The following is a 26,056-nucleotide window of genomic DNA, read 5'->3' as shown; positions in this document are numbered from 1 at the left end:
TTCGTCTCACGGGGTTTCGAGACAGGCGCCAGGGCGCCTTCCTCAACCCCCGGGGCAGCTACTTCTTCGTGGCCTTGAGAGCCTTCCAGCCCAGCGACCCGAGGACGACGGCGATGGCGACGTTGACGACGATCAGGATCGTGTGGGCGACCCAGTAGCCGGTGGCGCGGTCCTCGCCGGAGTCGTAGGCCGACCACAGGTTGCGGGCGAACTGGCCGAACGTCACGACGTTCCAGACGGCGACGGCCAGCAGCAGGACGGCGTGCTTGCGCTCGAACCTCATCGACGGTCCCTCTTCCTCACGACGGCGGTCAGGGCCAGCATGGTGCCGGCCCCGGCGGCGAACGGACCCTTCCACGACCCGGCTCCGGGCGGCCGCTCGCCAGCCACGGCGGTCGCGGGCAGGTCGGTCAGCGACGGCACCTGCGGCCCCTGGACCACGGCCGGCTCCTCGACCCGCGCGGCGCGGGCCTCGGGCGAGGTGTGGGCCCACGCGGCGGCGTACAGGACGACGCGCGAGAAGTAGTTGATCCAGACGACCAGGATCAGCGCGATCCCGAAGGCCTGGAAGGCCGGCTGCTCCTTGGTGGCCTTGAGCAGCGTGCTCGAGAGCAGCTTGAGCACCTCGAACCCGACGGCCCCGAGGAGCGCCCCCGACGCGAGCGAGCGCTTCGGGGTGTGGGGGTCGGCGAGCAGCCGGAACAGGGCGAGGAACAGCACGGTGCTCGCCAGGAGACCGACGAGCGCGCCGATGACCCACAGGAGCGGCCGGAGTCCGGCTCCCAGCCCGAGCCACTCCAGGATCTGCTCCGAGCCGCCCGCCACGACGCCCGAGATCGCGACGCTGAGCAGCAGCGTGACCCCGACCGTGGCGAGCGTGAGCAGGTCGCGCAGCTTGCCCATGACGAAGTTGGGCTGCTCGAAGCTCGGCAGCTCGAAGGTGACGAGCAGGGCGTCGCGCAGGCTGGAGAGCCAGCCCAGGCCGGCGTAGAGGACACCGAGGATGCCGAAGCCGACGGCGGCGCCGGCCGCGCTCTCGATGTCCGCGAGGGCGATGCCGGAGTCACCGCCGATCATCCCGGGGAAGACCGACTCGATCGCCTCCACGGTGGTGTCGCGCGCGCCGGAGTAGACCCTCGAGATCCAGCCGACGATCGCGAAGGCCAGCGCCAGGATCGGGAAGAACGACAGGAAGCCGAAGTAGGTGACGGCTCCGGCCTGCTGGCCGGCCTTCACCGCGCCGTAGTGCTGCTGCATCCGGACCAGGTGGTCGACGAAGGGTCGCCGCTCACGCAGCCGGGTGACCCGCTGCGAGAGACGTTCCTTGAACGAGGCCATGCGCCATCACCTGCCGAGAGTCGGGAGTCAGTCTGTCGGGCGCAGGGCGAACTGGCGCGTGGGGCGCCACCCGTGCTCCGCGTCGTGCACGTACAGGTGGAAGTCCCCCACGTCGAACTCGCACTCGAAGTCGGCCAGGTCGGAGAACGCCTGGTCCAGCTGGGCGTCGGGCAGGTGATGCGCGATCGTCACGTGCGGGTGGAAGGGGAACGACAGCTCGACCTCGAGCGGCCCCTTGCGCACGGCCTCGGCCAGCATCTCGCAGTGGGAGATGCCGCGCACGAGCGTCACGAAGACGACCGGGGACACCGGACGGAAGGTGCCGGTGCCGCGCAGGTGCACCCGGAACGACGGCACCTGCTCGGCCGCCCGGGCGAGGTGACCCTCGACGGCCTCGAGGGTGCCGTCCTCGATGACGGTGGGCGGCACGAGCGTGATGTGCGTGGGGATCATCAGGGCCGTGGCGTCGCCGACGGAGGTCCGGTAGTCCTGGAGCTCGGTGGCCCAGGGCTCCGGGATGGCTACGGCCACTCCGATTGTCGGCATCGCGTCGACTGTACTGGTGTGAGCGAGGCCACTAGCGGGTGGCCGCGACGAACCCGACGCGCTGGTAGACGTCGCGCAGCGTCGCCTCCGCCACCTCGTTGGCCTGCTCCGCACCCTGCTTGAGGACGGCGCTCAGGTGCGCCTGGTCGTCGAGCAGCTCGAGCGTGCGCTCGCGGAACGGGCGCACGAACTCCACGGCCGCCTCCGCGAGGTCGCTCTTGAGGTCGCCGTAGCCCTTGCCGCCGTACTGCTCCTCCAGCTCGCCCACCCCCTCGCCGGTGAGGGCCGAGAAGATCGTGAGCAGGTTGCTGATGCCCGGCTTCTCCTCGGGGTCGAAGCGGATCGTCGACTCCGAGTCGGTCACCGCGGAGCGGATCTTCTTGGCACTGACCTGCGGCTCGTCGAGCATCTCGATGATCCCCGCCGGGGACGAGGCGGACTTGGACATCTTCGCGGTGGGGTTCTGCAGGTCGCCGATCTTGGCGGTGGCCTTGAGGATGTAGGGCTCGGGCAGCCGGAAGGTCTTCTTGTAGCGGTGGTTGAAGCGCTGCGCGAGGTCGCGGGTGAGCTCGAGGTGCTGGCGCTGGTCCTCGCCCACCGGCACGTAGTGCGGCCGGTAGAGCAGGATGTCGGCGGCCTGCAGGATCGGGTAGGTGAACAGGCCGACGCTGGCCGCGCCCTCCCCGCCCTTGGCCGCCTTGTCCTTGAACTGCGTCATCCGCCGTGCCTCGCCCACGCTGGTCAGGCAGTTGAGCACCCACGCGAGCTGGGCGTGGGCAGGCACCTGGCTCTGCACGAAGATCGCGGACCGCTGGTGGTCGATGCCCATCGCGAGCAGCTGCGCGGCCGCGCGCAGCGTGCGCTCGCGCAGCACCTTGGGGTCCTGCTCGAGGGTGATCGCGTGCTGGTCGGCGATGAAGAAGAAGGGCTGGTGGTCGCGCTGGAGGTCCACCCACTGCCGCAGGGCGCCGAGGTAGTTGCCGAAGTGGAAGGAGTCGGCGGTCGGCTGGATCCCGGAGAGCACCCGGGGACGCGCGCCGCCCGAGGGGGCCGCGGGGACGTCGACCTGGGGCTGGATCGTGGTCATGGCGGCATTCTTCCCGATCCACCGGCGCCTGCTCGGGCCAGGTCCGCCGTTATCGGTTTGCCCCGCCCGAGGAGCGGTTGACAGGGTGCACGCATGCCGACGCTGCCCGTGACCCTGACCGACGGGGTGGTGACGATCCGCCCCCACCGCCACGAGGACGCTCCCGGGGTGCTCGAGCAGTGCCAGGACCCGCTGTCGCAGCAGTGGACGTCGGTGCCGGTCCCCTACTCGCTGGCCCAGGCCGAGGAGTTCGTGAACGAGACGGTGGCCGTGGGCTGGCTCTCCGACACCGAGTGGGCGTTCGCGATCGAGGCCGAGGGCCGCTTCGCCGGCACCGTCTCGCTGCGCAACGAGGGGGCCGGCCGCGCCGAGATCGCCTACGGCGCCCACCCCTGGGTCCGCGGCACCGGCCACGTCCACCGCGCCCTGCGGCTGCTGCTCGACTGGGGCTTCGACGAGCAGGGGCTCGGGACCGTGATCTGGTGGGCGCACCGCGGCAACTGGGCGTCGCGCAAGGCGGCCTGGCGGTTGGGCTTCGAGGTGGACGGGACCGTGCGGCGCTGGCTCACCCAGCGCGAGGAGATCCACGACGCCTGGGTCGGCACGCTCCTGCGCGAGGACCCGCGCGAGCCGCGCAGCACCTGGCTGGACTGCCCCGTCCTCGAGGAGGACGGCCTCCGCCTGCGCCCGATCGTGGCGGCGGACGCGCCGCGCATCCAGGAGGCCTGCTCGGAGGAGCGCACGCAGTACTGGCTCGGCCAGCTGCCCAGCCCCTACACGCTGGAGGACGCGCACACCTACGTCGAGTCGCGCACCCAGCAGCTCGCCGAGGGCAGCGGCGTGACCTGGGCGGTCACCACCACCGAGGACGACGCCATCCTGGGCACGATCGGGTGGTTCCGCTGGACGCCCGAGGTCGAGTGCGAGGTCGGCTACTGGACCCACCCGGAGGCGCGCGGCCGCGGGCTGATGACCCGGGCCATGGGCATCGTCACGCGGCACGTGGTCGACCGGCTGGGCGTGGCCCGCGTGACGGCGTACGCCGCCGTGGGCAACACCGCCTCACGACGGGTGATCGAGGCCAACGGCTTCCGTCAGTACGGCGTCGAGCGGCTGGGCATCCGGCTGCGCGACGGGCAGACCGACATGGCGCTCTACGACGTGCTGGCCGCGGAGGTGCCGCGCGCGTCGCTGCGGTGAGCCGCCGCCGACCAGAGCAGCACGCCGATGCCGAGCAGCGACAGCCCGAAGCCGGCCAGGGCCGGCGATCGGTAGCCGTAGCCGGCCGCGATCGTGACGCCGCCGATCCAGGCGCCCAGGGCGTTGGCGACGTTGAGCGCGGCGTGGTTCATCGAGGCGCCGAGCGTCGCGGCGTCGCCGGACACGTCCATCAGGCGGAGCTGCAGGTTGACCACGAGGACGGAGCCGAGCGCGGTGACCGCGAAGACCACCGGCAGCAGCCACCAGCCGTAGGGCGCGACCAGCCAGAAGACCACCATCACGACCGCGGAGCCGATGCCGGACCAGATCAGCGAGCCGAACACCGACCAGGCGGCGAGCTCGCCGGCCAACCAGGTGCCGGCCACCATGCCGAGACCGAACGCGAGCACGAAGACCGGCACCGTGCCCTCACCGAGACCCGCGACGTCGGTGACGATCGGGGCGATGTAGGAGTAGGTGGCGAACAGGCCGCCGAAGCCGATCGCGCCGGCGAGCAGCGTGAGCCACGCCTGCTTGTTGCGCATGAACGACGTGAGCTCCTGGCGACCGGTGGCCTGGGTGTCACCGGGCACCGACGGGACGAAGGCCCAGATCATGGCCACGGTCACCGCGGCGATGACCGCGACGGCGGCGTACGCCGTGCGCCAGCCGGCCTGCTGGCCCAGCCAGGTCGCGGCCGGGACGCCGAGGACGTTGGCGAACGAGAGCCCGAGCATGACCGCCGCGACCCATCGCCCGGTCCTGCCCGGAGGGGCCAGGCTGGCGGCGACGAGGGAGGCGACGCCGAAGTAGGCGCCGTGCGGCAACCCGTCGAGGAAGCGGGCGGCGAGGACCAGGTGGTAGCTCGAGGCGACCGCGGTCAGGACGTTGAACAGCCCGTAGGCCGCCATCAGGCCGATCAGCAGCGCGCGGCGCGGGAGCCGCGCCCCGAAGAGCGCCAGGACCGGCACGCCGGCGACGACGCCCAGCGCGTAGGCCGAGATCAGGTGCCCGCCGGTGGGGATCGAGATGTCGACGCCGTCGGCGATCTGAGGCAGCAGCCCCATCGTCACGAACTCGGTGGTGCCGATGGCGAACCCGCCCATGGCAAGCGCGAGCAGCGCGAGGCCGGCGTGGGTCGCCCGGGGCGGGGCGGAGGGGGCTCCGCCGAGGGTGGTCGTCATCGTCACTCATTGTCCAACCAGCCCCCGGCGCACACCTATTCCGCAGGTCCCCCGCCGCCGCTCACGTGGCGGTCGTCACTGCCTCCACCGATGGGCGTCAGCAGAGGTCGCCGAAGTCCTCGATCGCGGTGTCCAGGTCGGCCTGGGCGTCCTCGACCGCCTGGTCGTCGACGGGGGTGCCGTCGCGCGCCGCGTCGGCCTGGGTGACGAGCCGGTCGAGCGCCTTGCGAGCGTCGGTGACCTTGCCGCCGGTGTCCCCGTCGACCTGGCCCTCCAGGGACTTCAGCCCGTCGCGCACGGCCGTCAGCTCGCGCTTGGCCGCCGCGGGGTCGGCGCCGAGGTCGGAGACCGCCTGCTTCGCCTGCGTGCCCGCCTCGTCCATGGCCTTGTCGGCCACGGAGCAGGCGGCGTCGCTCGCCGCGCCCTTGGCCGCGTCCTCGACGTCCGAGCAGCCCACCAGGGCGAGCGAGAGCAGGGCGGTGGCGGCGACGGTCGCGGTCCTCATCGACCCAGGATGGCGGAGCCTCACCCGGCGACGGCGGAGGCGAGGTTGCCCAGCGAGTCCTCGAGCTGCGACTGCGACACCAGCGGGAACTTGATCTTCTGCAACAGGTCCTGGTCGGTGACGTTGCTCCAGTCGTAGGTCAGGCGTACGTCGGTGCTGTCGGCGCCCTGCGCCTCGAGCTCCCACAGCCACTCCCAGCCCGGAGGCTCCTGGCCGGCCGGCGCGGTCTTCCAGCCGATCATCTTGTTGGGGTCGTAGGCGCTGACCACGTTGTCGGTCTGGTACTCCCCGCCCATGTGGTCGCCGCTCATGTTCATGCGGAACTTCTGGCCGTTGGCGGTGATCCGGTCGCTGCGCTCGTCGCTGAGGACGAAGCCGCTGCCGTCGAGCTCGGTGTGCCGGGCGGGGTTGGACAGCACGTCGAAGACGGCGCTGGTCGAGGCGTCGATCGTGCGCTGGACGGTGATCTTCGTGTCGGTGGTCATGCCTCCACTGTGGTCACGCTCCGGCCCGAAAACCAAGCCGCCGGGCGTGTCGGGACCGCGACTGCGGTCCGACACGCCCGGCGTGCGGGTCGGTCGTCAGAGCGCGGCGAGCGCCTCGTTGAGCGTGCTCGAGGGCCGCATGACCTGCTCGGCCTTGGCGTCGTCGGGGCGGAAGTAGCCGCCGATGTCGGCAGGGCTGCCCTGGACGCCGTTGAGCTCGGAGACGATCTTCTCCTCGTCGGCGGCGAGCGACTCGGCGAACGGCTTGAACACCGCGGCCAGGTCCGGGTCCTCGGTCTGGGCCGCGATCTCCTGGGCCCAGTAGAGGGCGAGGTAGAAGTGCGACCCGCGGTTGTCGATGCCGCCGATCTTGCGCGTCGGGGACTTGTCCTCGTTGAGGAAGGTCTCCGTCGCCTTGTCGAGCGTCGCGGCGAGGACCTTGGCGCCCTTGTTGTCCGCGTAGTCGGACAGGTGGTCCAGGCTCGCGGCCAGGGCGAAGAACTCGCCCAGGCTGTCCCAGCGCAGGTAGTTCTCCTTCACCAGCTGCTGGACGTGCTTGGGCGCCGAGCCGCCGGCGCCGGTCTCGAAGAGGCCGCCACCGTTCATCAGCGGCACGACCGAGAGCATCTTGGCCGACGTGCCGAGCTCGAGGATCGGGAACAGGTCGGTGTTGTAGTCGCGCAGCACGTTGCCGGTGACCGAGATCGTGTCCTCGCCGCGGCGGATGCGCTCCAGCGAGTACGCCGTCGCCTCGGCCGGCGTCATGATCTCGATCGTCAGCCCGTCGGTGTCGTGCTCGGCGAGGTACTCCCTCACCTTGGCGATCAGGTTGGCGTCGTGCGCGCGGGCCTCGTCGAGCCAGAAGACCGCCGGCGAGCCGGTGGCGCGGGCGCGGGTCACGGCCAGCTTGACCCAGTCGCGGATCGGGGCGTCCTTGGTCTGGCAGGCGCGCCAGATGTCGCCCGGCTCCACGGTGTGCTCGATCAGCGCCGTGCCGGAGCCGTCGACGACGCGGATGGTGCCGGCCGACGGGGCCTCGAAGGTCTTGTCGTGGGAGCCGTACTCCTCTGCGGCCTTCGCCATCAGGCCGACGTTGGGCACCGAGCCCATCGTGGACGGGTCGAACGCTCCGTGGGCGCGGCAGTCGTCGAGCACGACCTGGTAGACGCCGGCGTAGGAGGAGTCGGGGATCACCGCGAGGGTGTCGGCCTCCTCGCCGTCGGGGCCCCACATGTGACCCGACTGGCGGATCATGGCGGGCATCGAGGCGTCGATGATGACGTCGGAGGGCACGTGCAGGTTGGTGATGCCCTTGTCGGAGTCGACCATCGCCATGGCCGGGCCGTCGGCGAGGCCCTGCTGCACGGCGGTCTTGATCGCGTCACCCTCGGGCAGCGCGGAGGTGGCGTCCAGGAGCGCGCCGAGACCGTCGTTGGGCGAGATGCCCGCGGCGGCGAGCTGCTCGCCGTACTGCTCGAAGAGCGTGGGGAAGAACGCCTGGACGGCGTGGCCGAAGATGACCGGGTCGGAGACCTTCATCATCGTGGCCTTGAGGTGCACCGAGAAGAGCACGTCGTCGGCCTTGGCCCGCGCGATCTGCTCGGTCAGGAAGCGACGCAGCGCGGCGACGTTCATGAACGTGCCGTCGACGACCTCGCCGGCCAGGACCGGGATCGACTCCTTGAGCACGGTGACGGTGCCGTCGGCACCCTCGTGCTCGATGCGCAGCGTGTCGTCCTTGTCGATCACGACGCTCTTCTCGTTGGAGAAGAAGTCGTCCTTGCCCATCGTGGCGACGTTGGTCCTGGACTCGGAGGTCCAGGCGCCCATGCGGTGCGGGTGCGCCTTGGCGTAGTTCTTGACCGACAGCGGGGCGCGCCGGTCGGAGTTGCCCTCGCGCAGGACCGGGTTGACCGCGGAGCCCTTGACCTTGTCGTAGGCGGCGCGGACGGCCTTGTCCTCGTCGGTGTCGGCGCTCTCGGGGAAGTCCGGGATGTCGAAGCCCTGCTCCTGCAGCTCCTTGATCGCGGCCTTGAGCTGCGGCACGGAGGCGGAGATGTTGGGCAGCTTGATGATGTTGGCCTCGGGCTGGGTGGCCAGCTCGCCGAGCTCGGCGAGCGCATCGTCGACGCGCTGCTCCTCGGTCAGGCGGTCGGGGAACTGCGCGAGGATGCGGCCCGCGAGCGAGATGTCGCGCGTCTCGACCTCCACACCGGCCTTCGCGGCGTAGGCCGCGATGATCGGCAGGAAGGAGTACGTCGCCAGCAGCGGCGCCTCGTCGGTGTGGGTGTAGATGATCTTGGCCATGTCCTGCGGCTCCTGAACGGTGGCGAGTGGGACGTTGAAGTTTCTTGACGTCAAGATACCTGACGGGGCATCCGGCGTCGAACGCAGGCCAGCCTCGCATCCGCGGGGGTGACCGGCAACGACGGTGACGCCGTCCCCCGGTCCCCCGCCGGTCTAGAGTGCACGCACCCCAGGTTTCGACCTCCTTGCTGAAGGGCAACACACGGCCATGGCCACGACTGACACCGCACCCGCTCCCACCCCACCCACCACGGCGCAGAAGTTCATCGCCGAGACGCTCGGCACGTTCGTGCTGGTGTTCCTCGGCTGCGGCTCCGTGCTCCTCGCCGCGCTGGCCGCGGGCTCGGTCGAGTCGGCGGGCGACTTCGCCACGCTGCCGTCCATCGTGTCGATCGGGCTGTCCTTCGGTCTGGCCGTCGCCTTGATGTCCTACGCCGTGGGCCGCATCTCCGGTGGTCACTTCAACCCCGCCGTCTCGGTCGGCGCCGCGCTCAGCGGCCGCATGGCCTGGAACCAGGTCCCGATGTACGTCGGCGCGCAGCTCCTCGGCGCGATCGTCGCCGGTGGCACGCTGCTGGTCGTCGGGCTGGGCTTCGACAGCTTCGAGGCCTTCGACACCTCGCTGGGCGCCAACAGCTGGGGCGACGACGGCTCCGGCTACGCCCTGTGGGCGGCCCTGCTCCTCGAGCTGATCCTCACCGCGATCTTCGTCCTGGTCATCCTCGCCGTCACCGACGAGCGCAACGAGCACCCCGCGATGGCGCCCCTGGTCATCGGCCTCACCCTCGCGGTCATCCACTTCGTGGCGATCCCGGCCACCGGCACCTCGGTCAACCCGGCCCGCTCGATCGGCCCCGCGCTCTTCTCCGGCACCGACCCGCTGATCCAGGTCTGGGTGTTCATCGTCGGGCCGCTGCTCGGCGCCGCGGCCGCCGGCCTGCTCTACCCCGCGCTCTTCGGCCACGCCGGCGACCCGGTGCCCGGATCGGGCCTCAACTTCGGCCGCTCGTCGGCCGCCCCCGCGGCCGTGCCCGGCTACGGCATGCCCGACCAGTACCAGCAGCAGTGGAACCAGCAGAACCCCGCCTACCCGTCGGCCCAGGCCGCCGCTCCGGCGCCCGCTCCCACCCCGGTCGCCGAGCAGGCGCCCGCCCAGCAGAACCCCTGGGGCGAGCAGCCGATCATCCAGGACGGCTGGCAGTGGGACCCGCAGGCCCAGCAGTGGATCCCGGCTCAGCAGCAGGCGCCGCAGGCCCAGTGGCCGGCCCCCGAGGCCGGCGGCGGCCAGACCCAGGTCCGCCCGCCCGACGGGGTCTAGTCGGTCAGCTCCAGCGTCTCGTCCGGGGCGCCGGTCTCGGTCTCTCGGTAGACCAGGCCGGCGCCTCGTGCGTAGTAGGACGTGAGCACGCGCCCGGACTCCTCGGTGGTCTCGACGACCACGAGGTCGTCGAAGTCGCCGGCGGGCGTCTGGGCCTCGCCGTCGAGGGCCAGCACCTCGGCGCGCGGGCCCGGCTCGGCCTGGGCGTAGCCGTCGCCGACGCGCGGCTTCGCCAGCATCGCGATGCCGGCCTCGGCGCCGGCCTCGCCGGCCTGCCACTCCCCCTCGCGACCGAACCACCACACGTTGCCCGCCTCGTCCTGGGCGTAGAAGTCGGTGGCCGTGCCGGTCAGCGCGGTCGTCGCCACTCCCAGGATCTCGGGCCCGGCGGCCACCGTCGTCACCAGCTCGCCGTCCCCGGTCGCGTAGGTGGTGCGTGCGCCCGGCTCGAGGGTGAGCCACGGGTTGTCGACGGCGGCCACGAAGTCGTCCGGGTCCGGGCTCGGCGTGGGCACGGTCAGCTCGTCGACCCCGGCCGGCGGGCTGGGCGGTGAGGCGCTGCTGCAGCCCGAGGCCAGGCCGAGGGCGGCCAGGGACGCCAGCGCCGTGGCGGCGGCGAGCGTGCGCCGTACGGCGTCGCGGGGGGCCGTCACAGTCATGCGGCCATCGTCTCCCATGCCCGTGACCCCACTCACCCGGGGCGTCGCCGCGCTGCTAGCGTCGGAAGCGAACCCCAGTCCGTGCCGCCCCTAGGAGTACTCGTGAGCTCAGCCCCGTTGAAGGTCGCCGTCACCGGTGCCGCCGGCCAGATCGGCTACAGCCTGCTCTTCCGTCTCGCGAGCGGCTCGCTGCTCGGCGACCGTCCGATCGAGCTCCGGCTGCTCGAGATCACCCCGGCCCTCAAGACGCTCGAGGGCGTCGTGATGGAGCTGGACGACTGCGCGTTCCCGCACCTCGCCGGCATCGAGATCGGTGACGACGCCGAGAAGATCTTCGACGGCGTCAACCTCGCCCTCCTCGTCGGCGCGCGCCCGCGCGGCCCGGGCATGGAGCGCGGCGACCTGCTCTCGGCCAACGGCGCGATCTTCACCGCGCAGGGCAAGGCCCTCAACGCCGTGGCCGCCGACGACGTCCGCATCGGCGTCACCGGCAACCCCGCCAACACCAACGCGCTCATCGCGCTCAAGAACGCCCCCGACATCCCGCAGGAGCGCTTCTCGGCGCTGACCCGCCTGGACCACAACCGCGCGATCTCGCAGCTCGCGGCCAAGACCGGCGCCCCCGTGACGGACATCAGGAAGATGACGATCTGGGGCAACCACTCCGCGACCCAGTACCCCGACCTCTTCCACGCCGAGGTCGGCGGCCGCAACGCCGCCGAGACCGTGGGCGACCAGGCCTGGATCGAGAACGACTTCATCCCGACCGTCGCCAAGCGCGGCGCGGCGATCATCGAGGCCCGCGGCTCCTCCTCGGCCGCCTCCGCGGCCTCCGCCACGGTCGACGCCGCCCGCGACTGGCTGCTCGGCTCCGCCGAGAACGACTGGGTCTCGATGGCGGTCGTCTCCGACGGCTCCTACGGCGTCCCCGAGGGCCTCGTCTCGTCCTTCCCCGTCACGACCAAGGACGGCGACTGGGAGATCGTCCAGGGTCTCGAGATCGACGACTTCTCGCGCGGCCGCATCGACGCCTCCACCGCGGAGCTCGCCGACGAGCGTCAGGCCGTCACCGAGCTGGGTCTCATCTGACCCGTGCGCCCCAAGATTCACCGCTTACCCGGTGAATCTGGTGCTGTCGGTACGAAGTTTCATACGGAAGGCGTGAGTTTCACCGGGTACCCGGTGAAACTCACGCCTTTCGTCTACAGCGGCTGCTCGGGGATCGTCTCGGCGAGGAACAGCAGCGCGGCGCCGACGCCGGCGAGCAGCAGGCAGTCGAAGGCGCGGTGGCGTACGGCGAGCATGCCGGCGTCGCGGCGCGGCAGCACCAGCCGCAGCACCGCGCCCACCTCCAGCGACACCGCCACCCAGCGCACGCCCAGGCGCCAGTTGCCGGCGACCACGATCCCGAGGCCGATCGCGGTCGTGAGCAGGATGCCGAGGTAGAACGCGCCGCCGATCGTCGAGGGGTAGCGGCGCTCCTCGGGGGGTGCGGGCTCGCCCTCCGCCACCGGCTCCGACGGGAGCGGGTCGCCGGGGAGCGCACCCTCGGTCACGAGGAGGCGGCCTTCTCGGCCATCGTGACGATGTTGCTCAGCAGCATCGCGCGCGTCATCGGTCCCACGCCGCCGGGGTTGGGCGAGACCCAGCCGGCGACGTCCCAGACGTCGGCCGCCACGTCACCGGCGATCTTGCCGTCGACCCGGGAGACGCCGACATCGAGGACGGCGGCACCCGGCTTGACCATGTCGCCGGTGATGATCCCCGGTACGCCGGCGGCCGCGACGACCACGTCGGCGTTGCGGACGTGCGCGGCGAGGTCGCGGGTCCCGGTGTGGCAGAGGGTGGTGGTCGCGTTCTCCGACCGCCGGGTCAGCAGCAGCCCGAGCGGGCGACCGACGGTCAGGCCGCGGCCGACGACGACGACCTCGGCGCCGTTGAGCTCGACGCCGTGGCGGCGCAGCAGCTCGATGCAGCCGATGGGCGTGCACGGCAGCGACCCGGACTCGCCGAGCACCAGCTTGCCGAGGTTGAGCGGGTGCAGCCCGTCGACGTCCTTGTCGGCGTCGACGCGCGACAGCAGCGCAAACTCGTCGAGCCCGGTCGGCTGCTGCACCAGGAAGCCGGTGCACGCCGGGTCGGCGTTGAGCTCGTCGATCACGGCCTCGACCTCGGCCTGGGTGCTGGTCGCCGGCAGGTCGCGCCGGATGGACTCGATGCCGATCTCGGCGCAGTCCTTGTGCTTGGCGCCGACGTACCAGTGCGAGCCCGGGTCGTCGCCCACCAGGACCGTGCCCAGGCCCGGGAACACCCCGCGCTCGTTGAGCACCTTGACGCGCTCCGTGAGCTCGGCCTTGATCACCTTGAGGGTCGCGGACCCGTCCAGTCGCTGTGCGGTCATTCTCCACATCCTTGCATTGGGGACTGAGTGGTGGCGGTGGGCGCGCGCCTCACCGGGTCGCTGCTCGACCGCCGACGATCGCTCGGGCCGGTGCCGGAGCGATCAGTGGAAGAAGTGCCGGGTGCCGGTGAAGTACATGGTGACGCCGGCGGCCTTCGCGGCCGTGATGGTGAGCTCGTCGCGCATCGAGCCGCCGGGCTGGACGATGGCGGTGACGCCGGCGTCGATGAGGACCTGGGGGCCGTCCTCGAAGGGGAAGAAGGCGTCGGAGGCGGCGACGGAGCCGGGCGCCCGGTCGCCGGCGCGCTCGACGGCCAGCTTGCAGGAGTCGACGCGGTTGACCTGCCCCATGCCGACGCCGACCGAGGCGCCGTCCTTGGCGAGCAGGATCGCGTTGGACTTCACCGACCGGCAGGCCTTCCAGGCGAACGCGAGGTCGGCCAGCACCTCGGGCGACGCCGCCTCGCCCGACGCGAGCGTCCAGGTGGTCGGGTCGTCGCCGTCGGCGTCGACGTAGTCGCGCTGCTGCATCAGCAGGCCGCCGGAGATGGGTCGCATCTCGACCTCGCCCTTGCCGAGCGGCCCGCAGACGAGCAGGCGGACGTTCTTCTTGGCGGCCAGGACCTCGACGGCGCCGTCCTCGAAGGCCGGGGCCACGACGACCTCGGTGAAGACCTCGGCCACCTGGGTGGCCATCTCCACCGTGACCGGCACGTTGGTGGCGATGACGCCGCCGAACGCCGAGACGGGGTCGCAGGCGTGGGCCTTGCGGTGCGCGTCGGCGACGTCGCTGCCGACCGCGATGCCGCAGGGGTTGGCGTGCTTGATGATCGCGACGGTCGGCTCGTCGAACTCGTACGCCGCCCGGCGGGCTGCGTCGGCGTCCACGTAGTTGTTGTAGGACATCTCCTTGCCGTGCAGCTGCGTCGCCTGCGCGAGCCCGGAGCCGGACTCGTTGAGGTAGAGCGCCGCACTCTGGTGCGGGTTCTCGCCGTAGCGCAGCACCGCCGCCTTGTCCCACGTGCCGCCGACCCAGGCAGGGAAGCCCTGCCCCTCGGAGGTGTCGGTCAGGACGCTGCCCATCCAGCTCGCCACGGCCACGTCGTAGGCCGCCGTGTGGACGAACGCCTCGGCCGCGAGCGCCTTGCGCTGGGCCAGCGTGAAGCCGCCCGCGCCGACCGCGGCGAGCACGTCGCCGTAGGCCGACGGCGAGACGACGACCGCGACCGAGGGGTGGTTCTTGGCCGCGGCGCGGACCATCGAGGGGCCGCCGATGTCGATCTGCTCGACGACGTCGTCGGGCGCGGCACCCGACGCGACGGTCTCGCGGAAGGGGTAGAGGTTGACGACGACCAGGTCGAAGGGCTCCACGTCGAGCTCGGCGAGCTGCGCGACGTGCGACTCCAGGCGGCGGTCGGCCAGGATGCCGGCGTGCACGCGCGGGTGCAGGGTCTTGACCCGGCCGTCGAGGCACTCCGGGAAGCCGGTGAGGTCCTCGACCTTGGTGACGGGCAGGCCGAGGCCCTCGATGAGCGCGGCGGAGCCGCCGGTGGACACCAGGGCGACGCCGGCGTCGTGCAGGCCGCGCACGAGGTCCTCGAGCCCGGACTTGTCGTAGACGGAGACCAGCGCCCGCTTGATCGGGATCTGCTTGTCGTCGCTCACAGGTGCACTCCTCGGTCGAGAGAAAGGAGGGCCACCCAGGCGGACGATGGCCGTACCACGATCACTCCCCGGTGGTTGCCCACCCGCGCCAGTCGTGTGGGGCCAGCCTATCGGCCCGCGGCCGGGTCACCGAACAGGGCCGAAGCGCACCGCCCGACCGTCGACGGCGAAGCCCTCGCGGGCCATCCGCCCCACCGCGTCGACGAGCATCTCGCGCTCGGCGGTCTTGATCCGCTCGTGCAGCGACTCCACGGTGTCGGCCTCCTCGACCTCGACGGCGCGCTGCGCCACGATCGGGCCGGTGTCGACGCCGTCGTCGACGACGAACAGCGTGCAGCCGGTGACCTTGACGCCGTACTCCAGCGCGTCGGCGGGTCCGCGCATGCCGGGGAAGGACGGGGACAGCGCCGGGTGGGTGTTGACGACCCGGCCGCCGAACCGGTCGTGGAACGCCTGCCCGACCAGCTTCATGAACCCCGCCAGCACGACCAGGTCGGGCTCGAAGCCGGCCACGGCCTCGGCGGTGGCGCGGTCCCACTCCTCGCGGGTCGCGAAGTCGCGGACCCGGCTGACGAACGTCGGCACCCCGGCCCGCTCCGCGCGCGCGAGGCCCTCGATGCCGTCGCGGTCGGCGCCGACCGCGACCACGCGGGCGCCGTAGGCGTCGTCCGCGCAGGCGTCGAGCAGGGCCTGCAGGTTGGTGCCGGAGCCCGACACGAGCACGACGAGACGAGCAGGACCGGTCACGCGCCAGATCCTAGGGTCAGGCGGGGTCGAGGTCCTCGTCGGTCTCGGCGCCACGGCGCTGCCACCAGGTCATGGCCAGCCCGCCGAGCAGCGCGCCGATGCCGAAGGCGGCCACGGCGTAGACCAGGACGTCGAGGGCCAGCGGCCCGACGTCGCGCATGCGGCCCGGCCCGGCGGCACCGCCGGCGACGGAGGCCAGGATCCCGAAGAACAGGCCCGCCAGCACGCCGCCCGCGAGGCCGCGCACCGCGCCCTCCTCCCAGCGCACGGTGGGCAGGCGACGCTGGGCCCACGCGGCGCCGAGGGCGGCGACCAGGACCGGCGCGGCCACGAGGTAGGTCGTCCAGCCCGCCTGCGATCCGCTCTCGGGCAGCGCGGCGAGCAGGGGGAACATCGGCAGCGGCCCGATCACCACGGCGCCGGGCGAGACGAGGGTGCCGACGCCCACCGAGAAGCCCGGGCCGAGCAGGTAGGCGCCCGCGAAGATCGTGGCGTTGGGCAGGAGCAGGGCGCTGAGCAGCGTGAACAGGGTCGCGTCGCCGGCGTCGGTGTGCAGCTGGGACATCACGTTGACGGCGGTGCTGAGGTCCAGCACGAGCGCCGTCGCGAACGTCGCCAGTGAGACCACCAGCCAGGTGACCAGGATCCGCCGGCAGGCGACGAGCGCGGCGCGCACCCACGGCGGCACGAACGACGCCCAGATCGCGGCGCGACCGGAGCCGACGGCGATGGCGCTGCCACCGACCGTGGCGGTGAGCACCAGCGACCAGAGCACGACGGCGCCGGTGTCGGGGGCGCTCGTCGAGGTGGCGGCCAGGCGCGCGGCCAGCACCGCCGTGGCGACGTACCCGAGGGCGAAGAGGGCGGTGGCCAGCGGGACCGTGAGGTCGCGCTCGCCGTCGGCGATCCTGACGGCGTCGGGGCCGTGACCGGAGACCGACTCCCCCACCCGCAGGCCGAGGCGCCAGATCGTCCAGGCGCAGAGGGCCGTGATGCCGAGGGGCACGAGCGTGACCGCCGCGCCGGCGACCGTGACGCCGGAGCCGTGGGCCATCAGCCAGCCCAGCGCGCCGGCGCGCAGGCCGTCGCGCGGGGTCCCGTGGGCGCCGGCGTCGGTCAGGAACCAGCCCACCACCCCGACGGCCAGGCACACGACCAGCACGCTCGCGGCGGCCGCGACTCCCCCGAGCGGCGCCAGCAGCACCAGCGGACGGCGGGTCGCCAGGTCCTCGGAGACCTCCGCCGCGGAGCGCTCCCGGGACCGGGTCGAGGTGGGCAGCAGAGAAGTCATGGCCGACTCATCATCACGCGGGCGCCGCCGCGCTCGGCGCAGCCACGCCGACCGGTCCGGCTTTGGGAGGCTCGCCGCGGCTCGCGTACCGTGGACCGGCGATGAGGGACCCCGACGCTTTCGACGCGTTCTACCGCGATGCGGGCGAGCGGCTGCTGCTGCAGACGTACGCCCTGACCGGCGACCTCACCGCCGCCCGCAGCGCCGTGCGGGACTCCTTCGTCGTCGCCTGGCACCACTGGCGCAAGGTCTCCCAGCTCGACGACCCCGAGGCCGCCGTGCGGCCGCACGCCTGGCGCCACGCCCAGCGTCGCCATACCGCCCGCCTGTGGCACCGCGACAAGTCCATCGACCCGGACGTCAAGGCCACGCTCGACGCCCTGGCCACGCTGAGCGTCACGCAGCGCAAGGCGCTGCTGCTGACCCAGCTGGCCAGCGTGTCCATGCCCGAGATGGCCCGCGAGGTCGGGGTGCCGCTCGAGCAGGCCGAGCGCGAGCTGCAGAGCGGGGCCGCGCAGTTCGCGCTCGCCCGCGACGTCAGCGCCGCCGAGATCCCGCTGCAGTTCGAGGGGCTGAGCCAGGTCGTGAGCGGCGTGCGGTTCCCCCGGCCGCCGATCGTGCGGCGGGCCGGTGCCGCCCGGCGGCGTACCCACACGACGGTCGGCGTGATCGCCCTGGTCGCCGCCTTCCTGGTCAGCGGCTCGCTCATCACCGACGCGACCGGGGTCCGTCCGACGCTGGACTTCCATCGGGCCGTGGCCGAGCCGAGCCGCACGGTCGACGGCGGCGGGCCGCCCGAGGTGCTGCTGCCCGAGGACAACCTGCTCACGCTCGCCCAGGTCACGGCGGGCCTGCGCGACCGCACGTGGGTCGAGGGCCAGACCACCGACAACTCCGAGGGCAGCGGCATGCTCACGCCCTGCCAGCGCGAGCGCTACGCCGACCCGCGAGGACGCGCCGCGCTCGTGCGCACGTTCACGTCCCCGCGCCTGAAGAAGAAGCCCGCCGTCTCGGTCGTACAGGCCACGGAGGCGTCGCGCACCCCGCGGGCCGCGCAGCGCGCATACCGCAACGCCCTCGGCTGGTACGCCGGCTGCCAGACCGAGCGGGTCCAGCTGCTCTCGACGCGGCGCGTCCAGGGGGTCGGCGACCAGGCGATGATCCTGACCCTGCGGGCGTGGGCCAAGCCCGTGGAGACGCTCACCGTCGCCCTCGCGCGCACCGGGCGCTACGTCACCTCCACGGCCTCGCGGACCCGCGGCGAGGCCGAGCCCGACGTGCCCGGCGCGGCCAGGCTGCTCGGCACGGCCGTCGGCGGCCTGTGCACGCTGCCCGAGGCCGGCGCCTGCGCCGCGCGGCCCCGGGTCACCACCGTCGCGCCGCTGCCCGTGGGCGAGCTCCCGGCGATCCTCGCCGAGCTCGACCTGCCCCCGGTCCAGGGCGTCGAGCGGCCGTGGATCGGCACCCCGCCGGTGCAGGCCACGACCAACACCGCCTCCACCCGGTGCGAGAGCGCGGCCTTCGCCGGTGACGTCGAGGGCGCGACGTGGAGCAACACCGCCACCCGCACGTTCGTGATCCCGCAGGCGGGGCTGCCGGACCGGTTCGGCCTGACCGAGACCCTCGGCGCCCTGCCCGCCAAGCGGGCCGAGGGCTTCGTCGACCGGGTCCGCGCCAAGCTGGCCGCCTGTCCCGACAAGGACCTCGGCACCGACGTGACCCGGGTCGCGCACCGCGACGAGCGCGACGTCGACGTGTCGGTGTGGCAGATGACGACCGAGATCTCCGACAAGGAGTCGGTCAGCTACTCGATGGCGATCCTGCGCCGCGGCACGGCGGTCGCCCAGGTCCAGTTCGTCCCGGCGGGTGACGCCACCCTGCCCGAGGGCGCGTTCGTCGACCTCGTCGACCGGGCGCTGGACCGGCTGGGACGGCTGCCCGCCCCCGACCGCGGCTGACGGAGATTCCCGGCCCCGGCGTGCAACCGTGGTCGTCGTGAGCGCGTAACCCTCCCGACAGCCACCACAGACGGGACCAGCCGATGGACGAACGGGAGTTCGACGAGCTCTACACCGCCTCGTTCGCGCGCCTCACCGGTCAGCTCTACGCGATGATCGGGGACCGCGACGAGGCACAGGAGTGCGTGCAGGAGGCGTTCGTCCGGGCGTGGTCGCACCGCCGCAAGCTCGACCGGACGCAGTACCCCGAGGCGTGGGTGCGCACCACGGCCTACCGCCTCGCCGTGAGTCGCTGGCGGCGTACGACGCTCTCGCGCCGGCCCGCCGACCGCGCGGTCGGGGCCAGCGCGCAGGTGCCGCCACCGAGCGAGGCCCACGTCGCCCTGGTCGCCGCGCTGCGGCAGCTGCCGGAGGCCCAGCGCCAGGCGCTCGTGCTGCACCACCTCGCGGACCTGTCGGTCCACGACGTCGCCCACGAGGTGGGCGTGCCCGAGGGCACCGTCAAGGCCCGGCTCAGCCGCGGCCGGGCGGCGCTCGCGGCGCTGCTGTCCGACGAACCGAACGGCCTCGAGGAGGGAGCGACCCATGCCTGACCCCATCGACCAGCTCGAGAGCTTCGACCCGGGAGCCCCCATGACCCCGCTACCCCCTGCCGAGGTACGCCGCCTGGGCGACCGCCACCGTCACCGCCGTACGGCGGGGGTCGCGCTCGCCGCGGCCGCCGCGGTCGTCGTCGTGGCGACCGGCGCCGCCGTGCTCGGCGGTGGCCGTGAGGGCGCCGCACCCGACCCGGCCCCGCCGGTCCCGTCGGTCACCACCACCCCGGAGGCGCCGCGGACCTCGGAGCCGCCGGTCGAGCCGGCGGACATCCCTGCGGGGTTCCCGCTCGCCGCGGCGTGGCCCGACGAGCACGAGCCCGGCGAGGAGGGCCTGGTCGGGCCGGGCCCCGACGTGGAGGTGCTGGACGGGCTGGAGGCCTGCGGCGTGGCCCTGCCGGCGGCGCCGTCGACGGATCGGCTGGCCGCGCGCTGGGGCAACGTCGAGGACCACCGGTCCCGGCTGCTGCTGACCTTCGACGACGCCGAGGGCGCCATCGACTTCCAGGCGCAGCTCCTGGCGCCGTACCGCGCCTGCCCGCGGGAGGAGACCTCCGACGGCTTCACCACCCTCTCCGACGTACGGCGCACGGCGGTGGGCGGCGAGTCCTGGGCGGTGGTGCGCAGCTACGAGTTCGAGGGCAGCCCGTCGGTCGGGCTCGAGGTGCTCCACGTGGTCCGGCTCGGCCGGGCACTGCTGGTCGACACCACCAGCGGGGAGGGCATGGCCGCCACGGCCGACGGCACCCTGGCCGGCCAGACCGCCGACGCCGCCGAGGTCGTGGCCGCGATGTGCGCCTTCACCGAAGCCGGTTGCTGACCCGTCACAAGCTCAACCACATGACCGCTGACCCGTCGGAGAGTTTCTGACGGGTCAGCGGTCTGTGCGTGATCTACCGGCTCTGCAGGATGTCCCGCATGAGCTGGGCGGTCTCGGACGGCGTCTTGCCGACCTTGACGCCGACGGCCTCGAGGGCCTCCTTCTTGGCCTGCGCGGTACCGGACGAGCCGGACACGATCGCGCCGGCGTGGCCCATCGTCTTGCCCTCGGGGGCCGTGAAGCCCGCGACGTAGCCGACGACCGGCTTGGTGACGTGGTCCTTGATGTAGGCCGCCGCCCGCTCCTCGGCGTCGCCGCCGATCTCGCCGATCATCACGATCGCCTGGGTGTCGGGGTCCGCCTCGAACGCCGCGAGGGCATCGATGTGGGTGGTCCCGACGATCGGGTCGCCGCCGATGCCGATGGCGGTCGAGAAGCCGAAGTCCCGCAGCTCGTGCATCATCTGGTAGGTCAGCGTGCCGGACTTCGACACCAGGCCGATCGGGCCGGAGCCCGCGATGGTGTGCGGCGTGATGCCGGCCAGCGACTCGCCCGGCGTGATGATGCCGGGGCAGTTGGGCCCGATCATCCGCGTGGACTTGCCGTCCAGGTAGGCCCACACCTCGGCGGTGTCCTGCACGGGCACGCCCTCGGTGATGACCACGAGCAGGCCGATGCCGGCGTCGATGGCCTCGATGCAGGCGTCCTTGGTGAACGCCGGCGGCACGAAGACGACCGAGGTGTCAGCGCCCGTCTCCTTCATCGCCTCGGCGACGTTGCCGAAGACCGGCAGGTCCTTGCCCGCGAGCTCGACCGAGGTGCCGGCCTTGCGGGCGTTGACGCCGCCCACGATGTTCGACCCGGCCTGGACCATCAGGGTGGTGTGCTTGGAGCCCATGCCGCCCGTCATGCCCTGGACGATGATCTTGGAGTCCTTGTTGAGGTAGATAGACATGTCTTCGTCCTTACGCGTTCGCGAGCTCGGCGGCCTTGTCGGCCGCTCCGTCCATCGTGTCGACCTGGGTGACCAGCGGGTGGTTGAGCTCGTCGAGGATCCGGCGGCCCTCCTCCACGTTGTTGCCGTCCAGGCGGACGACCAGCGGCTTGGTGGCCGCGTCGCCGAGGATCTCCAGGGCACCCTTGATGCCGTTGGCGACCTCGTCGCACGCGGTGATCCCGCCGAACACGTTGACGAACACGCTCTTGACCTGCGCGTCGTTGAGGATGACGTCGAGGCCGTCGGCCATGACCTGCGCGTTGGCGCCGCCACCGATGTCCAGGAAGTTGGCGGGCTTGACGCCGCCGTGCGCGTCACCGGCGTAGGCCACGACGTCGAGGGTCGACATGACCAGGCCCGCGCCGTTGCCGATGATGCCGACCGCGCCGTCGAGCTTGACGTAGTTGAGGCCCTTGGCCTTCGCCTTCGCCTCGAGCGGGTCCGCGGCGTCCTTGTCCTCGTACTGCGCGTGGTCCTCGTGGCGGAACTCGGCGTTCTCGTCGAGCGAGACCTTGCCGTCCAGCGCCTCGAGGATGTCGCCCTCGAGGCGGGCCAGCGGGTTGACCTCGACCAGCGTGGCGTCCTCCTCGACGAAGACCTTCCACAGGTTGAGCACCGTGGTGACGGCCTGCTCGACCAGGGCCTCGGGGAAGCCGGCCTCGGCGACGATCTCGCGCGCCTTGGCCTCGTCGACGCCGGTGCCGGCATTGATCGGGATCTGCTTGACGGCGTCGGGGTTGGTCTTCGCGACCTCCTCGATCTCGACACCGCCCTCGACGCTCGCGATGCAGAGGTACTGACGGTTGGCCCGGTCGAGCAGGAAGGAGAAGTAGTACTCCTCCTCGATGCTCGCGGCCGGCGCGACCAGGACGCGGTGGACCGTGAGGCCCTTGATCTGCATCCCGAGGATCGCGGTGGCGTGCTCCTCGGCCTCGTCGGGGGTCTTGGCGAGCTTGACGCCGCCGGCCTTGCCGCGACCGCCGGCCTTGACCTGCGCCTTGACGACGCAGACGCCCAGCTGCTCGGCCGCCGCGCGCGCCTCGGCGGGCGTCGTGGCGACGATGCCGGGGGTGCCCGGGACGTCGTGCTTGGCGAAGAGCTCCTTCGCCTGGAATTCCATCAGATCCACTGATCCACCGTGTCCTCAGATTTGAGCGGGCAGCCACGGACGGCCACGCGCCGCTTTGGGGTATCCCCGGCACCCTAGTCCCGCCACCCGGCGTACGACGAGACCGGTGCGACGTGACGAGGGGCATACGAGCCGCGAGCCGACGGGGCCGTCACGACGGGATGGGGCGTTCGGCTGACGGGGTGGCCCGGGGTCGTCCAGACTGGTTCTCCACACGGGGGCACCGCACGATTTTCGGGTCCGTGACCCATCCGTTACAGTTCTGGCTTCCGTGCGTAGTTCCCACGTTCACGCACGTTGAAACATCGACCACCACCACCGACGACACGGAGCGACTATTCATGGGTAGCCACCGAGCGGATCGAAGCGGCTCCAGCCGCCGACCCTCGGGGACTCCCGGCAGTCGCCGGGCCGACGTACCGGCCGTCACGACCGACGGCCCCAGCACCTACGTCGGCCGCCGCGCGGCGCGACCCGCGCCCGCCGAGCAGGCCGGGCTGCGCACCGAGGTCCTCGCCGCCGTCGCTGCCGCCCCGGTCGCCCCGGTCGAGACCGCCGCCACGTCCACCGTCGCCGCCGCGCGCCAGCCGGGCTGCCGCAAGGCCGTCCGCCACGCCGGCTCCCGCGGCCCGCTGTTCCGCGGCCTCCCGTCGGCCCCGCTGCTGCTCGGCGTCGCCACGCTCGCCGTCGCCGTCGGCGGCGCCCTCACCTCCACCGGCCCCGACCTCGCCGCCGGCGCGGCCGCCGGTGTCCGGCAGCCCAGCGCCCTCTCCGGCGCCAGCGGCACGGGCAGCGTCTACCTCGGCGACCGCGAGCAGCAGGTCAGCCGCGACTCGCGACGCGACGCGCTCGCCGACACGGCTCCCACGGAGCTGGTCAAGGCCGCCGAGAAGCAGGCCAAGCAGCGCAACGCCGCCCTGGCGCAGTTCGCCAAGCAGGCCGAGGCCCGCGCCGGCGAGATCGCGCTCAACCTCTGGGTGATGCCGCTCGACGAGGTCCACCTCACCGCCCGCTTCGGGCAGTACGGCCTGTGGTCGAGCTACCACACCGGGCTGGACTTCAACGGCGAGACCGGCGACCCGATCTACGCGATCGCCAACGGCGTGGTCACCTCCACCGGCTCCGACGGCGCCTACGGCAACAAGACCGTGGTCACGCTCGAGGACGGCACCGAGATCTGGTTCTGCCACCAGACCGAGATCTTCGTCAACGAGGGCGACGTCGTCCGCGCCGGCGAGAACATCGGCACCGTCGGCACCACCGGCAACGTCACCGGCTCGCACCTCCACGTCGAGGTCCGCCCCGGCGGCGGCGACCCGGTCGACCCCTACCAGGCCTTCCTGGTCCACGGCGCCACCTTCTGAGGTCACCCGACGCTCCCGCGCCTCGCCGCGGTCGGAGCGCCTAGAGCTTGTCGACCGGGGCGTAGCGCAGCAGCAGCCGCTTGACGCCCTCGGAGCCGAAGTCGATCGAGGCCACAGCCTTGTCGGCGCTGCCCTCGAGGGCCACGACGGTGCCCATGCCGAACGAGTCGTGCACGACCCGGTCGCCCGGCTCCAGCGAGGGGATCTCGCGCGCCGGCTTGGCCTTGGCCGCGGCGTCGGCACGCGCGGCGGCGGACGAGAAGTTGCGGCGCCCGGCCGCGGTCGGCGAGCCCATGGCGGCCGGTGAGCCGGCGGCGAGGTTGGGCCGGCCCCAGCGGGTCTGGGCGGCCTCGGTGCGGCGCCAGTCGACGAGGTCGACGGGCAGCTCGTCGAGGAAGCGCGACGCCGGGTTGTGCGACGGGGCGCCCCAGGCGGAGCGGACCACGGCCCGCGAGATGTAGAGCCGCTCGCGGGCGCGGGTGACGCCGACGTAGGCCAGGCGGCGCTCCTCCTCGAGCTCGGGCTGGTCGCCCAGCGAGCGCGCGTGCGGGAAGACGCCGTCCTCGAGCCCGGTCAGGAACACCACCGGGAACTCCAGGCCCTTGGCGGTGTGGAGCGTCATCAGCGTGACCACGCCCTGGTCGCCGTCGTCGTCGGGCAGCTGGTCGGTGTCGGCGACCAGCGCCACCCGCTCCAGGAAGTCGCCCAGGCCGGGGGCCACCAGGCCGGCGTCGACGTCGGTCGGGTCGGCCGAGGGCCCCGCAACCGGGTCGTCGGAGAACTCGCGCGCGACCGCGACGAGCTCGGCGAGGTTCTCCAGGCGGGTGGCGTCCTGCGGGTCGTCGGAGGCCTCGAGCTCGGCGAGGTAGCCCGAGCGGGCAAGGACGGACTCGAGGATGACGTCGGCGCGCTCGTCTGCCTCGACCATCGACTGCAGCTCCTCGACCATCGCGACGAAGCCCTTGATGTTGGTCAGGGAGCGGGTGGCCAGACCCGGCGCCTGGTCGGCGCGGCGCAGCGCCTCCCAGAACGTCAGCCCGTCGCGCTCCGCGAGCAGGCCGACGCAGGCCACCGCGCGGTCGCCGATGCCGCGCTTGGGGGTGTTGAGGATCCGGCGCAGCGAGACCTGGTCGTCGGGGTTGTTGAGCATCCGCAGGTAGGCCAGCGCGTCGCGCACCTCGCGGCGCTCGTAGAAGCGCACTCCCCCGACCACCTTGTAGGGCTGGCCGGTGCGGATGAACACCTCCTCGAAGACACGGGACTGGGCGTTGGTGCGGTAGAAGACCGCGACGTCGCCGGCGCGCCCGCCCTCGTCGACGAGCCGGTCGATCTCCTCCGACACGAACCGCGCCTCGTCGTGCTCGTCGTCGCCGACGTAGCCGACGATGCGCTCGCCGTCGCCGGCGTCGGACCACAGGCGCTTGGGCTTGCGGCCCTTGTTGTGGCCGATGACGGAGTTGGCGGCGGTGAGGATGGTCTGGGTGGAGCGGTAGTTCTGCTCGAGCAGGATCGAGGTGGCGTTGGGGAAGTCCTGCTCGAAGTCCATGATGTTGCGGATGTTGGCGCCACGGAACGCGTAGATCGACTGGTCGGCGTCACCGACGACCATCAGCTCGGCCGGCTCGACGCGCTCCTCGCCCTCGACGACCTCGGGGTTGTCGGCGCAGAGCTGGTGGATGAGGGCGTACTGGGCGTGGTTGGTGTCCTGGTACTCGTCGACCAGCACGTGGCGGAAGCGGCGACGGTAGGTCTCGCGCACCTCGGGGAACGCCTGCAGCAGGTGCACCGCGGTCATGATCAGGTCGTCGAAGTCGAGCGCGTTGGCCTCGCGCAGGCGGCGCTGGTAGAGGGAGTACGCGGCGGCGTACTGCTCCTCGACGTGGTTGCGCGTGTCCTTGGCGACGTCCTCGTGGTCGCGCAGCTCGTTCTTGTGGTTGCTGACCCAGTGGAGCACCGGGCCGGGCTGGAACTTCTTGGCGTCGAGGTCGAGGTCCTTGATGACCAGGCTCATCAGCCGCTTCTGGTCGGCGGCGTCGTAGATCGAGAAGTTGGACTTGTAGCCGAGCTTGTCGATCTCCTTGCGCAGGATCCGGACGCAGGCGGAGTGGAACGTGCTCACCCACATGATCCGCGCGCGCTTGCCGACCAGCTCCTCGACGCGCTCCTTCATCTCGCCGGCGGCCTTGTTGGTGAACGTGATCGCCAGGACCGAGCCCGGGTGGGCCTTGCGCTCCTGGATGATCCACGCGATCCGGCGGGTCAGCACGCGGGTCTTGCCCGACCCCGCGCCCGCGACCACCAGCAGCGGCGACCCCTCGTGCATCACCGCGGCGCGCTGCGGCTCGTTGAGCCCCTCGAGCAGCTCCTCGCGGGAGGGCCCGCGCCGGGAGGTGCGCGGCTCGTCCGCGCCGGGCCCGTCCATGCCGGGGAACGCGAACTGTGCTGCCTGGGCTGCTCTC

Annotated in this window: 24 protein-coding genes; 7 read left to right on the top strand and 17 right to left on the bottom strand. The window is 72.3% G+C overall.

The genetic code is table 11. The features are described 5' to 3' along the window. Window positions 1-58: 58 nt before the first annotated feature. From E4622_RS01390 to trpS, 4 genes are read right to left on the bottom strand one after another with little or no spacing between them, the layout of a single operon-like run. Window positions 59-283, bottom strand: coding sequence for a hypothetical protein (locus tag E4622_RS01390; protein ID WP_134738312.1), 225 nt, complete (start codon window positions 281-283; stop codon window positions 59-61). After that, the gene (locus E4622_RS01385) at window positions 280-1,338 is read right to left on the bottom strand and encodes a YhjD/YihY/BrkB family envelope integrity protein (RefSeq protein WP_134738311.1); all 1,059 of its coding nucleotides are present in this window, start codon (window positions 1,336-1,338) and stop codon (window positions 280-282) included. The genes E4622_RS01390 and E4622_RS01385 overlap by 4 nt, the downstream gene beginning before the upstream one ends. A gap of 27 nt (window positions 1,339-1,365) precedes the next feature. Continuing rightward, window positions 1,366-1,884, bottom strand: coding sequence for a 2'-5' RNA ligase family protein (locus E4622_RS01380; RefSeq protein ID WP_134738310.1), 519 nt, complete (start codon window positions 1,882-1,884; stop codon window positions 1,366-1,368). A gap of 31 nt (window positions 1,885-1,915) precedes the next feature. After that, entirely contained in the window at window positions 1,916-2,971 is a 1,056-nt protein-coding gene (gene trpS, locus E4622_RS01375; protein ID WP_134738309.1) for a tryptophan--tRNA ligase, read from the bottom strand. A gap of 93 nt (window positions 2,972-3,064) precedes the next feature. Between trpS and E4622_RS01370 the strand changes: the two genes are divergently transcribed. Beyond that, window positions 3,065-4,171 (top strand): GNAT family N-acetyltransferase, encoded by a 1,107-nt coding sequence (locus E4622_RS01370; RefSeq protein ID WP_134738308.1) that lies wholly within the window; start codon window positions 3,065-3,067, stop codon window positions 4,169-4,171. Here the strand turns inward: E4622_RS01370 and E4622_RS01365 are convergent. From E4622_RS01365 to E4622_RS01350, 4 genes are all read right to left on the bottom strand, one after another. Further along, a complete protein-coding gene (locus tag E4622_RS01365; protein ID WP_134738307.1) occupies window positions 4,126-5,355 on the bottom strand; it encodes an MFS transporter in 1,230 nt (409 codons plus the stop codon). The genes E4622_RS01370 and E4622_RS01365 overlap by 46 nt on opposite strands. A 97-nt stretch (window positions 5,356-5,452) precedes the next feature. Further along, on the bottom strand, window positions 5,453-5,860 hold the full coding sequence (locus E4622_RS01360) for a hypothetical protein (protein ID WP_134738306.1): 408 nt from the start codon (window positions 5,858-5,860) through the stop codon (window positions 5,453-5,455). A gap of 20 nt (window positions 5,861-5,880) precedes the next feature. Then, window positions 5,881-6,345, bottom strand: a complete 465-nt coding sequence (locus E4622_RS01355; protein ID WP_134738305.1) for an SRPBCC family protein — start codon at window positions 6,343-6,345, stop codon at window positions 5,881-5,883. A 96-nt stretch (window positions 6,346-6,441) separates the two neighbouring features. Beyond that, window positions 6,442-8,652: an NADP-dependent isocitrate dehydrogenase gene (locus E4622_RS01350; protein ID WP_134738304.1), complete on the bottom strand. Its 2,211-nt coding sequence runs from the start codon at window positions 8,650-8,652 to the stop codon at window positions 6,442-6,444. Between the two features lie 208 nt (window positions 8,653-8,860). Here E4622_RS01350 and E4622_RS01345 point away from each other — a divergent pair, with 208 nt between their 5' ends. Further along, window positions 8,861-9,970, top strand: a complete 1,110-nt coding sequence (locus E4622_RS01345) for an MIP family channel protein (protein WP_134738303.1) — start codon at window positions 8,861-8,863, stop codon at window positions 9,968-9,970. Here E4622_RS01345 and E4622_RS01340 read toward each other — a convergent pair. Continuing rightward, window positions 9,967-10,629, bottom strand: coding sequence for a hypothetical protein (locus E4622_RS01340; protein WP_134738302.1), 663 nt, complete (start codon window positions 10,627-10,629; stop codon window positions 9,967-9,969). The genes E4622_RS01345 and E4622_RS01340 overlap by 4 nt on opposite strands. 102 nt (window positions 10,630-10,731) lie before the next feature. On the opposite strand from E4622_RS01340, the gene E4622_RS01335 reads away from it, so the two are divergent. Then, a complete protein-coding gene (locus tag E4622_RS01335) occupies window positions 10,732-11,718 on the top strand; it encodes a malate dehydrogenase (RefSeq protein WP_134738301.1) in 987 nt (328 codons plus the stop codon). Between the two features lie 113 nt (window positions 11,719-11,831). Here E4622_RS01335 and E4622_RS01330 read toward each other — a convergent pair whose 3' ends face one another. The 5 genes from E4622_RS01330 to E4622_RS01310 form a co-directional block, all read right to left on the bottom strand. Continuing rightward, window positions 11,832-12,185, bottom strand: coding sequence for a DUF3017 domain-containing protein (locus E4622_RS01330; protein WP_167735940.1), 354 nt, complete (start codon window positions 12,183-12,185; stop codon window positions 11,832-11,834). Next, entirely contained in the window at window positions 12,182-13,030 is an 849-nt protein-coding gene (locus E4622_RS01325; protein ID WP_134738299.1) for a bifunctional methylenetetrahydrofolate dehydrogenase/methenyltetrahydrofolate cyclohydrolase, read from the bottom strand. Before E4622_RS01325 ends, E4622_RS01330 begins: the two co-directional genes overlap by 4 nt. Window positions 13,031-13,132: 102 nt before the next feature. Continuing rightward, window positions 13,133-14,695, bottom strand: a complete 1,563-nt coding sequence (gene purH, locus E4622_RS01320) for a bifunctional phosphoribosylaminoimidazolecarboxamide formyltransferase/IMP cyclohydrolase (RefSeq protein ID WP_134738298.1) — start codon at window positions 14,693-14,695, stop codon at window positions 13,133-13,135. A 126-nt stretch (window positions 14,696-14,821) separates the two neighbouring features. Next, window positions 14,822-15,451: a phosphoribosylglycinamide formyltransferase gene (purN, locus tag E4622_RS01315; RefSeq protein ID WP_209021802.1), complete on the bottom strand. Its 630-nt coding sequence runs from the start codon at window positions 15,449-15,451 to the stop codon at window positions 14,822-14,824. Window positions 15,452-15,458: 7 nt separating this feature from the next. Then, complete coding sequence (locus E4622_RS01310; protein WP_134738296.1) at window positions 15,459-16,733, bottom strand: DUF6350 family protein; 1,275 nt, start codon at window positions 16,731-16,733, stop codon at window positions 15,459-15,461. Between the two features lie 101 nt (window positions 16,734-16,834). On the opposite strand from E4622_RS01310, the gene E4622_RS01305 reads away from it, so the two are divergent. The 3 genes from E4622_RS01305 (at window position 16,835) to E4622_RS01295 (ending at window position 20,107) form a co-directional block, all read left to right on the top strand. After that, complete coding sequence (locus E4622_RS01305) at window positions 16,835-18,691, top strand: hypothetical protein (RefSeq protein ID WP_134738295.1); 1,857 nt, start codon at window positions 16,835-16,837, stop codon at window positions 18,689-18,691. A gap of 83 nt (window positions 18,692-18,774) precedes the next feature. After that, complete coding sequence (locus E4622_RS01300; protein ID WP_134738294.1) at window positions 18,775-19,284, top strand: SigE family RNA polymerase sigma factor; 510 nt, start codon at window positions 18,775-18,777, stop codon at window positions 19,282-19,284. Beyond that, window positions 19,277-20,107 carry a hypothetical protein gene (locus tag E4622_RS01295; RefSeq protein ID WP_134738293.1) on the top strand — a complete coding sequence of 277 codons (831 nt, stop codon included), beginning with the start codon at window positions 19,277-19,279 and terminating at the stop codon, window positions 20,105-20,107. The genes E4622_RS01300 and E4622_RS01295 overlap by 8 nt, the downstream gene beginning before the upstream one ends. A 73-nt stretch (window positions 20,108-20,180) precedes the next feature. On the opposite strand, the gene sucD is transcribed toward E4622_RS01295, so the two are convergent. Then, window positions 20,181-21,062 carry a succinate--CoA ligase subunit alpha gene (gene sucD, locus E4622_RS01290; protein WP_134738292.1) on the bottom strand — a complete coding sequence of 294 codons (882 nt, stop codon included), beginning with the start codon at window positions 21,060-21,062 and terminating at the stop codon, window positions 20,181-20,183. 10 nt (window positions 21,063-21,072) lie between these two features. Further along, window positions 21,073-22,233 carry an ADP-forming succinate--CoA ligase subunit beta gene (gene sucC, locus E4622_RS01285; RefSeq protein ID WP_134738291.1) on the bottom strand — a complete coding sequence of 387 codons (1,161 nt, stop codon included), beginning with the start codon at window positions 22,231-22,233 and terminating at the stop codon, window positions 21,073-21,075. 341 nt (window positions 22,234-22,574) lie between these two features. Between sucC and E4622_RS01280 the strand changes: the two genes are divergently transcribed. Then, window positions 22,575-23,597 carry a M23 family metallopeptidase gene (locus E4622_RS01280; protein WP_134738290.1) on the top strand — a complete coding sequence of 341 codons (1,023 nt, stop codon included), beginning with the start codon at window positions 22,575-22,577 and terminating at the stop codon, window positions 23,595-23,597. Between the two features lie 40 nt (window positions 23,598-23,637). Here E4622_RS01280 and pcrA read toward each other — a convergent pair whose 3' ends face one another. Further along, window positions 23,638-26,019 (bottom strand): DNA helicase PcrA, encoded by a 2,382-nt coding sequence (gene pcrA / locus E4622_RS01275; RefSeq protein ID WP_134739346.1) that lies wholly within the window; start codon window positions 26,017-26,019, stop codon window positions 23,638-23,640. Between the last annotated feature and the right edge of the window lie 37 nt (window positions 26,020-26,056).

It is taken from the genome of Nocardioides sp. 503, from assembly GCF_004522095.1.
In the GTDB taxonomy this organism is placed as follows: domain Bacteria; phylum Actinomycetota; class Actinomycetes; order Propionibacteriales; family Nocardioidaceae; genus Nocardioides.
The sequence above is the reverse complement of the archived record's forward strand: the minus strand, read 5'-3'. Positions and strand labels throughout refer to the sequence as shown.

Bases quoted from the DNA above. Each gene is read 5' to 3' on its own strand.
- E4622_RS01365 (WP_134738307.1), bottom strand. From the start codon at position 5,355: ATGACGACCACCCTCGGCGGAGCCCCCTCCGCCCCGCCCCGGGCGACC.
- E4622_RS01280 (WP_134738290.1), top strand. From the start codon at position 22,575: ATGGGTAGCCACCGAGCGGATCGAAGCGGCTCCAGCCGCCGACCCTCG.
- E4622_RS01350 (WP_134738304.1), bottom strand. From the start codon at position 8,652: ATGGCCAAGATCATCTACACCCACACCGACGAGGCGCCGCTGCTGGCG.
- E4622_RS01370 (WP_134738308.1), top strand. From the start codon at position 3,065: ATGCCGACGCTGCCCGTGACCCTGACCGACGGGGTGGTGACGATCCGC.
- E4622_RS01340 (WP_134738302.1), bottom strand. From the start codon at position 10,629: ATGACTGTGACGGCCCCCCGCGACGCCGTACGGCGCACGCTCGCCGCC.
- E4622_RS01390 (WP_134738312.1), bottom strand. From the start codon at position 283: ATGAGGTTCGAGCGCAAGCACGCCGTCCTGCTGCTGGCCGTCGCCGTC.
- E4622_RS01310 (WP_134738296.1), bottom strand. From the start codon at position 16,733: ATGACTTCTCTGCTGCCCACCTCGACCCGGTCCCGGGAGCGCTCCGCG.
- E4622_RS01380 (WP_134738310.1), bottom strand. From the start codon at position 1,884: ATGCCGACAATCGGAGTGGCCGTAGCCATCCCGGAGCCCTGGGCCACC.
- E4622_RS01305 (WP_134738295.1), top strand. From the start codon at position 16,835: ATGAGGGACCCCGACGCTTTCGACGCGTTCTACCGCGATGCGGGCGAG.
- E4622_RS01385 (WP_134738311.1), bottom strand. From the start codon at position 1,338: ATGGCCTCGTTCAAGGAACGTCTCTCGCAGCGGGTCACCCGGCTGCGT.
- E4622_RS01295 (WP_134738293.1), top strand. From the start codon at position 19,277: ATGCCTGACCCCATCGACCAGCTCGAGAGCTTCGACCCGGGAGCCCCC.
- E4622_RS01355 (WP_134738305.1), bottom strand. From the start codon at position 6,345: ATGACCACCGACACGAAGATCACCGTCCAGCGCACGATCGACGCCTCG.
- E4622_RS01325 (WP_134738299.1), bottom strand. From the start codon at position 13,030: ATGACCGCACAGCGACTGGACGGGTCCGCGACCCTCAAGGTGATCAAG.
- E4622_RS01360 (WP_134738306.1), bottom strand. From the start codon at position 5,860: ATGAGGACCGCGACCGTCGCCGCCACCGCCCTGCTCTCGCTCGCCCTG.
- E4622_RS01345 (WP_134738303.1), top strand. From the start codon at position 8,861: ATGGCCACGACTGACACCGCACCCGCTCCCACCCCACCCACCACGGCG.
- pcrA (WP_134739346.1), bottom strand. From the start codon at position 26,019: ATGGACGGGCCCGGCGCGGACGAGCCGCGCACCTCCCGGCGCGGGCCC.
- trpS (WP_134738309.1), bottom strand. From the start codon at position 2,971: ATGACCACGATCCAGCCCCAGGTCGACGTCCCCGCGGCCCCCTCGGGC.
- sucD (WP_134738292.1), bottom strand. From the start codon at position 21,062: ATGTCTATCTACCTCAACAAGGACTCCAAGATCATCGTCCAGGGCATG.
- E4622_RS01300 (WP_134738294.1), top strand. From the start codon at position 18,775: ATGGACGAACGGGAGTTCGACGAGCTCTACACCGCCTCGTTCGCGCGC.